Annotated in this window: 6 protein-coding genes and 1 pseudogene; 4 read left to right on the top strand and 3 right to left on the bottom strand. The window is 68.6% G+C overall.

The features are described from left to right. Nucleotides 1-121: 121 nt before the first annotated feature. Both EV643_RS46895 and EV643_RS46890 read right to left on the bottom strand, forming a co-directional pair. Nucleotides 122-343 (bottom strand): mycothiol transferase, encoded by a 222-nt coding sequence (locus tag EV643_RS46895; RefSeq protein ID WP_370452266.1) that lies wholly within the window; start codon nt 341-343, stop codon nt 122-124. A gap of 118 nt (nt 344-461) precedes the next feature. Beyond that, a pseudogene (locus tag EV643_RS46890) lies at nt 462-671 on the bottom strand (mycothiol transferase); the annotation flags it as partial. Nucleotides 672-727: 56 nt separating this feature from the next. Here EV643_RS46890 and EV643_RS11785 point away from each other — a divergent pair. The 4 genes from EV643_RS11785 (at nt 728) to EV643_RS11770 (ending at nt 5,405) form a co-directional block, all read left to right on the top strand. Further along, entirely contained in the window at nt 728-1,684 is a 957-nt protein-coding gene (locus EV643_RS11785; protein ID WP_133800039.1) for a helix-turn-helix transcriptional regulator, read from the top strand. A 268-nt stretch (nt 1,685-1,952) separates the two neighbouring features. After that, nucleotides 1,953-2,408, top strand: a complete 456-nt coding sequence (locus EV643_RS11780; RefSeq protein ID WP_133800038.1) for a hypothetical protein — start codon at nt 1,953-1,955, stop codon at nt 2,406-2,408. Next, nucleotides 2,405-4,714: a hypothetical protein gene (locus EV643_RS11775; RefSeq protein WP_133800037.1), complete on the top strand. Its 2,310-nt coding sequence runs from the start codon at nt 2,405-2,407 to the stop codon at nt 4,712-4,714. Before EV643_RS11780 ends, EV643_RS11775 begins: the two co-directional genes overlap by 4 nt. Before the next feature lie 67 nt (nt 4,715-4,781). Continuing rightward, complete coding sequence (locus EV643_RS11770) at nt 4,782-5,405, top strand: class I SAM-dependent methyltransferase (RefSeq protein ID WP_166665415.1); 624 nt, start codon at nt 4,782-4,784, stop codon at nt 5,403-5,405. Between the two features lie 126 nt (nt 5,406-5,531). On the opposite strand, the gene EV643_RS44125 is transcribed toward EV643_RS11770, so the two are convergent. After that, complete coding sequence (locus tag EV643_RS44125; protein ID WP_166665414.1) at nt 5,532-5,681, bottom strand: hypothetical protein; 150 nt, start codon at nt 5,679-5,681, stop codon at nt 5,532-5,534. Nucleotides 5,682-6,000: the final 319 nt, after the last annotated feature.

Raw genomic sequence — 6,000 nt, 5'->3', positions numbered from 1 at the left:
CTGCACCACCTAGCCCCCGGGGGCACCCCCCGGAGAGACACGACCCCACCACACCCCTGACCTCCGCTAGCCAAACCATTTCCCAACAGGCTCTGTAACCCGCCATCGGTCCAAGAACCCGTCAGCGGGGGCTGTCTTCGCCGGTCAGGCCGTCTACTGATTCGCGGATGAGGTCGGCGTGGCCGGTGTGGCGGGCGTATTCCTCGATCATGTCGACGAGGATTCGGCGGAGGTTGGGGGATTCGCCGCGGGAGTTGGACCAGGGGGTGAGTTGGTCCAGGTCGCCGTTCGCGAGGGTCTTGTCGACGGCGGCTCGGGAGCGGTCGACGGCTCGCTGCCAGATCGCGTAGACCTGCTCGGGGGGTGTCGTCGGCGGCGGAGGTCCAGGCCCAGTCGGGGTTGGCGTCCCAGTCGACGGTGTTCCAGGGCTCGGCCGGCTCCTCGCCGAGCAGGCGGCGGGAGAACATGTCGTCCTCGACCTCGGCCAAGTGCTTGACGAGTCCGCCGAGGGACATGGTGGACGGGGCCAGCCGCGCTTGCAGGCCGGCCGCGTCCAGGTCGCCGCACTTCCAGGCGAAGGTGGCCCGGTTGCGCGCCAGGGCGCCCAGCAGAGTGTCGATCTCGTTGCCGGCGACCGGCGGATCGGCGAGAACATTCCCGTTGTCAGTCATGGCGGAGAAGATATCCTCTATTCCGGACGATCCACTTCCGGGAAGGCGAGATGATCATGGAGGAGTCGAGCCCGACCGCGCGTGCCCTGCTGGCGCTCGAGTTGATCCAGAACCAGCCCGGCATCTCCGGCGAACGCCTGGCCGACCGGCTCGGCGTCTCCGACCGGGCCGCCCGCCGGTACGTCGGGATCCTGCGCGAGACCGGCATCCCGATCGAGTCCACCCCGGGCCGGTACGGCGGGTACCGGATCGGCCGGGGATTCCGGCTGCCACCGTTGATGTTCTCCACCGCCGAGGCACTCGGACTGATGATGGCGGCGCTGGAGGGGAATCGCCGGGCCGCCGACGCGGGAGATCCGGCCGGCAGCGCGCTCGACAAGATCCTCCGCGTCCTGCCGGCCCCGGTCGCCAAGCCGGCCGAGGCGATCCGGCAGATGATCCCGGCGCGTACGGGTGCCGGCGCGACCAACCCGGATCCCGAGATCACCGCCGCTCTCGTGCAGAGTTCGGCCGCCCACCAACGGCTGCGGATCCTCTACGGCACGGGGGAGGGGTACCCGATGGAGGTCGATCCGTGGGCCGTCTCGGTCCGCCACGGACGTTGGTACCTGCTCTGCTGGTCACACACGAAGGACGCCCGCCGGGTACTACGAGTCGACCGGGTGAGCCGTGTCGACACCTTGCCGGACACGTTTGAGCCGCCAGCCGGTCTCGACCCGTTCCGGGCGATCGAGGAGCACCTCGCGGAAGGCTGGAAGTACCAGGTGGAGGTGGTCGTCGAGGCCTCGGTCAAGGCTGTCGCGCAGTGGGTCCCGCGCAACCTCGGCCGGCTGGAGGAGATCGACGACGAGCACACCAGGCTGATCGGCAGCACCGACGAGCCGGACTGGTACGCCCAGCGCCTCACCCTGATCGAGGCCCCGTTCCACATCCTCAGCCCCACAGAACTCTGCGAGGCAGCCCAGGCCTTGGGGGACCGCCTTGTCCGGGCAAGCGCAAACCCCAGGCCGTGACGCCTCGGCGGTAGAGACGGCCCGGGGTTGCGATGGTTCGGTGGGTCAGGCGGTGGTGCCTGAGAGGGTGGGGGCTCTGCTACCGCACGGGCACCGGTGCAACGTCGCGCGGCGGCGCAGCCTCACGACCGCCCCGTCATCGGTGAACGCAACACCCACCGCCGACGCGCCATCCAGAGAGGCGCACATGTTCGAATCGAGGAGTGGAACGGCTCTCTGCGCAACCCACGCCTGACGGGTACGTGGTGGTCGACCTGGCCAGTGCCGCGTGTACCCGGACGACCTCGAGCAGGCCGACGCGGAGAGCCTGGCTGCCGAACTGAACGCCCGGGTCGCGGCCGGGCATCACATCGACATGCAAGCACCCTGGATCCTGAAAGACTCCGCGTACTCGCCTAACAGCTGTCAGCAACGGTTAGGCTTCACCACTATGTCCGACCTGATTCCTCTCACCAAGGGTGCACATGGCTTTGGTAGTTCCTATGATGGCCATCCGCTGGGGTCGTTGGGTTTGATGGCGACCTCGCCGCCGGGAGCGGGGCCGGGGCCCGGGCGTTGTGCGGTGACCGACCGGGTCAGCGGGTCGCTGGTCCGGCTGCCACGGTTCACCCAGCTGACCGCAGAAGAGCAGGGCCGGGTCGTCGACGGCGTTCTGTCCTACCAGGTCGCCGCGTCTGTCACCGACCGTAAGGGGACCGCTGGGCGTAGCGACTCCGCGCCATGACGGACGGGTCTGGCAGGTTTACCGGGCCACCGTTCGTGGGTGCGCTCGTCTGGCTGCTCCCCGCGGTGACCTTGTACTGGGTACTGGCAGGCACGGGGGTGGGGGACGGCCACATCCTCCGCTACTCGGCCTACTTCACAGGCTGTGTGGTGCTGCCGGGAGTGCTGCTGCTGCGAGCTTTCGCGCCGGGCCGGCGGACCTGGCCGGAGGACGTGGGCATCGGCATCGTCGTGGGGCTCTCCTACGAGTTGCCGGGATGGGCCTTGTTCACGGCCGTTGGGATGCAACAGTGGTTGGTGGTGTGGCCTGCGGCGGTGCTGGTCGTCTTCGCCGCGGTACCGCGGTTACGGCGCCACTGGCGGGCGCAGAACGCGCCGCGGCTGCCACTCGCCTGGGGCGCCACGCTATCGCTCCTCATGTCGGCGACTTTGCTGATGTACTACGGTTCCTCGGTCAGCGCCTCGCCGGTCCCCAAGTACGGCGGCAACTACTACCAGGACATGCTCTGGCACCTGAGCATCGTGTACGAGCTCGGCCGCTCCGTCCCGCCGCAGATTCCGCAGGTGGCGGGCGAGACGATGCAGTACCACTGGTTCGCCGACGCACACCTGGCGTCGGCCGCACAGATCGCCGGGATCGACCCCCGATTCGTGCTGTTCAGGCTGTGGTTCGCCCCGATCATCATCGGGCTCGTCCTCGCGGTGGCTGCACTCGCGCGCCAGGTCAGCGGTGCCTGGTGGACCGCCCCGCTCGCGGTCGCGCTGACGGTGGTCGTCCAGCGGGTCGCAATCTGGGAGTACGTCGGCGGCGTCGGGGGCTCACCACTCGTTTTCCTGAGCCCGTCGCAGTCCTTCGGGACGACGGTCAGCGTCGGAGCCGCGGCGCTGCTGATCGGCGCCTTGTACCGCGGTGCCCCGCGACGGTCCTGGGTGCTCGTGCTGCTGGTCGTCTGCGTAGCCGCCGGCTCCAAACCCACCGCTGTGCCGCTGCTGCTCGGCGGAACCGGCCTGGCGGCCCTGTTCCTGCTGGCGCGGAACAGGCGCATCCCGTGGCCGGCCGTCGGCTTCGGCGTCGCACTGGTCGGTGTGATGGTGGCGTCGATGCTGACTGTGGCGGGCAGCACCGCAGGTACTCCGCTGCGCCTGTTCGGGTTCTTGCGGGCCGTCCCGGGATACACCGCTCTGACCGGTGACACCGCCGTTCCGGCGCCGGGCGGATGGATCATCGCAGGGCTCCGCGACGCTGACCAGCAGACGCTGACCTGGGCGATCGCGATCCTTGTGTCCGTCGTGGTGAGCAGAGCGGTGGTGGCCGTGTCGTTCCTGGGTCTGGCACAGCGCCGGACCCGTACCGATCCGGCGCAGTGGTGGCTGGTCGGCGCGCTCATCGCCTCCATGCTCGGATTCCTGGTGGTCGACCATCCGAGCCTAGGTCAGTACTACTTCCTCGGCGGCGCGCTGCCCTTCGCCGGCGTCGCAGCGGGATACGTGGTCCACGGCGCAGTCACCGGACGCCGCCGCGTGGCCCGTCGGGTGATCATCGCCGGTGGCCTGCTGGCCGGTGCGGCGCTCGCTCTGGCGATCCTGGCGTTCGGCAACAGCGAAGCCCGGCCTGTCTCCCCGGCGGAGATCACGCGGGCGGTAACTGTGCCGATGCTCCTGCTTGCGGCGGCGCTCGCGGTCGGGCTGCTCGGCTGGCTGGTCCTTCGCGCCGTCCGTCCGCAGGTCCGTGGCCTCGGCCTGGCCTTGCTGATGTGCGTCGCGGTCGGCCTCGCCCTGCCCAGCCGGCCCTGGTCGGAGTGGCGAAATGCCGCGGACGCGCTCACCGGGGAGCCCCGGCAGATTCCGGCGGTACCGTTGTTCACCACGGACGAGATCCAAGCCGCGCTGTGGCTGGAGCGCAACGCGGGACGGTACGACGTGGTCGTGACGAACACCGCCTGCCTGTCGCGACAACAACCTCGTCCGGCCTGTGACGCGCGTGGCTACCTGGTCAGCGGTGTCGGCGGTCACCGAACGCTGATGGAGGGCTGGGCCTACACGCAGCAGTCGCTGGCCAACCAAGGCGAGGGGAACGTCGGCTCCAGCCTGCTGCCGTCGCCCTGGCCTGACCGGGTGGAGCTGACAAGGAAGGCACTCACGGCGCCAACGCCTGATTTGCTGGAGACCCTGCGCCGCGATCACGGCGTCCGTTGGGTCTTCGCGGACAAGCGAGCCCACAGGGTCGTCGCCGAGCGCACTCTCGACCGGCTCGCCGACCGGCGTTATACCCGAGGGCAAGTCATCGTCTACGAGCTGAGGGACTGAGTCAGTTCGTTTGACTTAGCGTGCCGAGACAATGAAGCATGGTCAATCCCCGACCGAGGAGATACCAATGGAGGGTCTGAAAGGCCTTCTCAGGCATGTGCCCGCCTACGTCCTGCTGCAGCGCATCGTCGGCGCCGACCGCTTGCGATACCGCTGCATCGAGGAGATCCGTCCGGGTGAAACCGTCCTGGACGTCGGCTGCGGCCCTGCGTACTACTTCCCGCGTCTGCCCCAGCCGCTGGACTACCACGGGTTCGACACAGATGCGCGGTACATCGACTGGGCCGAGGAGCACTTCGGCGGTGCGAACGCCAGCTTCCATTGCGGCAACTTCGACGAAGCCGCTGCCCGGTCGCTGCCGCCGATCGACGTGGTGCTGCTGCTCGGGCTCCTGCACCACCTGTCGGACGAGCAGTGCACACGTCTGCTCAACCTGGCCGCGAGCGTGCTGAGTCCCGGCGGCCGGGTGATCAGCGTCGACACCTGCTTCGAGCCAACCCAGGGCCGGATCTCGCGGTGGATGTCGGCGAACGACCGCGGCGAGTACGTCCGGGAGCCGGCGGCGTTCGAGAAGCTCGCCATGCAGTCCTTCGGCCAGGTCGAGGGCAAGGTCATCAATGATGCCACCCATATCCCATCGAGCTACTGGATGATGAGGATGACGGCGCCGAATGGACCCTGGGCCGAATAAGGCGCTGGCCTCGGCCACCACAGGAGCGCCGCGCGGGTGAGTGAGTAGATCCAAGAACGACGTACAAACGGTGGACAGCTGGGTCCCGATTGGGCAACGGATCGGGACGGTCGATACCTCGCGGGATCATCCTGTGGCCGCCTTCAGCACCCGTACCCGCTGCAACGTCGCGCGGCGGCGCAGCGTCACGGCCGCCCCGTCATCGGTGAACGCAACGCCCACCGCCGACGCGCCATCCAGCCTCAGGACCCTGTTGAATACTGTTGTGACGCGCACATGCGTCGCTCCTCGTTCGGTTGTCTCAGCAACTCCCGAACCTAGGGCGCGAACACGTGCGCGTCCCCTGTTCGACCGGCCGACACGGCGGAACCCAAGCAGACAACAAGAACCCCCACCCCGACGACTGGCAGACCCACAGGAAGCCGAGGAGAGGCACACATGCTCGGGTAATGTGGCCGGCTTTGCCTTGTAGGAGCGGTGTTCGGCGGCGATCACTGCAAGCAGCAACGGTTCCACACCGGCCTCGAGCTTGCAGTGCCGGCCTGGCCCGCCTCTTCCCCCTTCCCGGTACGGCGCACCACACGCGCGCCGGATC

The organism is Kribbella caucasensis (genome assembly GCF_004361855.1).
Lineage (GTDB): Bacteria > Actinomycetota > Actinomycetes > Propionibacteriales > Kribbellaceae > Kribbella > Kribbella caucasensis.
This window is presented reverse-complemented; position numbering and strand designations above follow the sequence as displayed.

What these genes read in the sequence shown, in the direction of transcription:
- EV643_RS11775 (WP_133800037.1), top strand. Translation starts at nt 2,405, where the DNA reads ATGACGGACGGGTCTGGCAGGTTTACCGGGCCACCGTTCGTGGGTGCG.
- EV643_RS11785 (WP_133800039.1), top strand. Translation starts at nt 728, where the DNA reads ATGGAGGAGTCGAGCCCGACCGCGCGTGCCCTGCTGGCGCTCGAGTTG.
- EV643_RS11770 (WP_166665415.1), top strand. Translation starts at nt 4,782, where the DNA reads ATGGAGGGTCTGAAAGGCCTTCTCAGGCATGTGCCCGCCTACGTCCTG.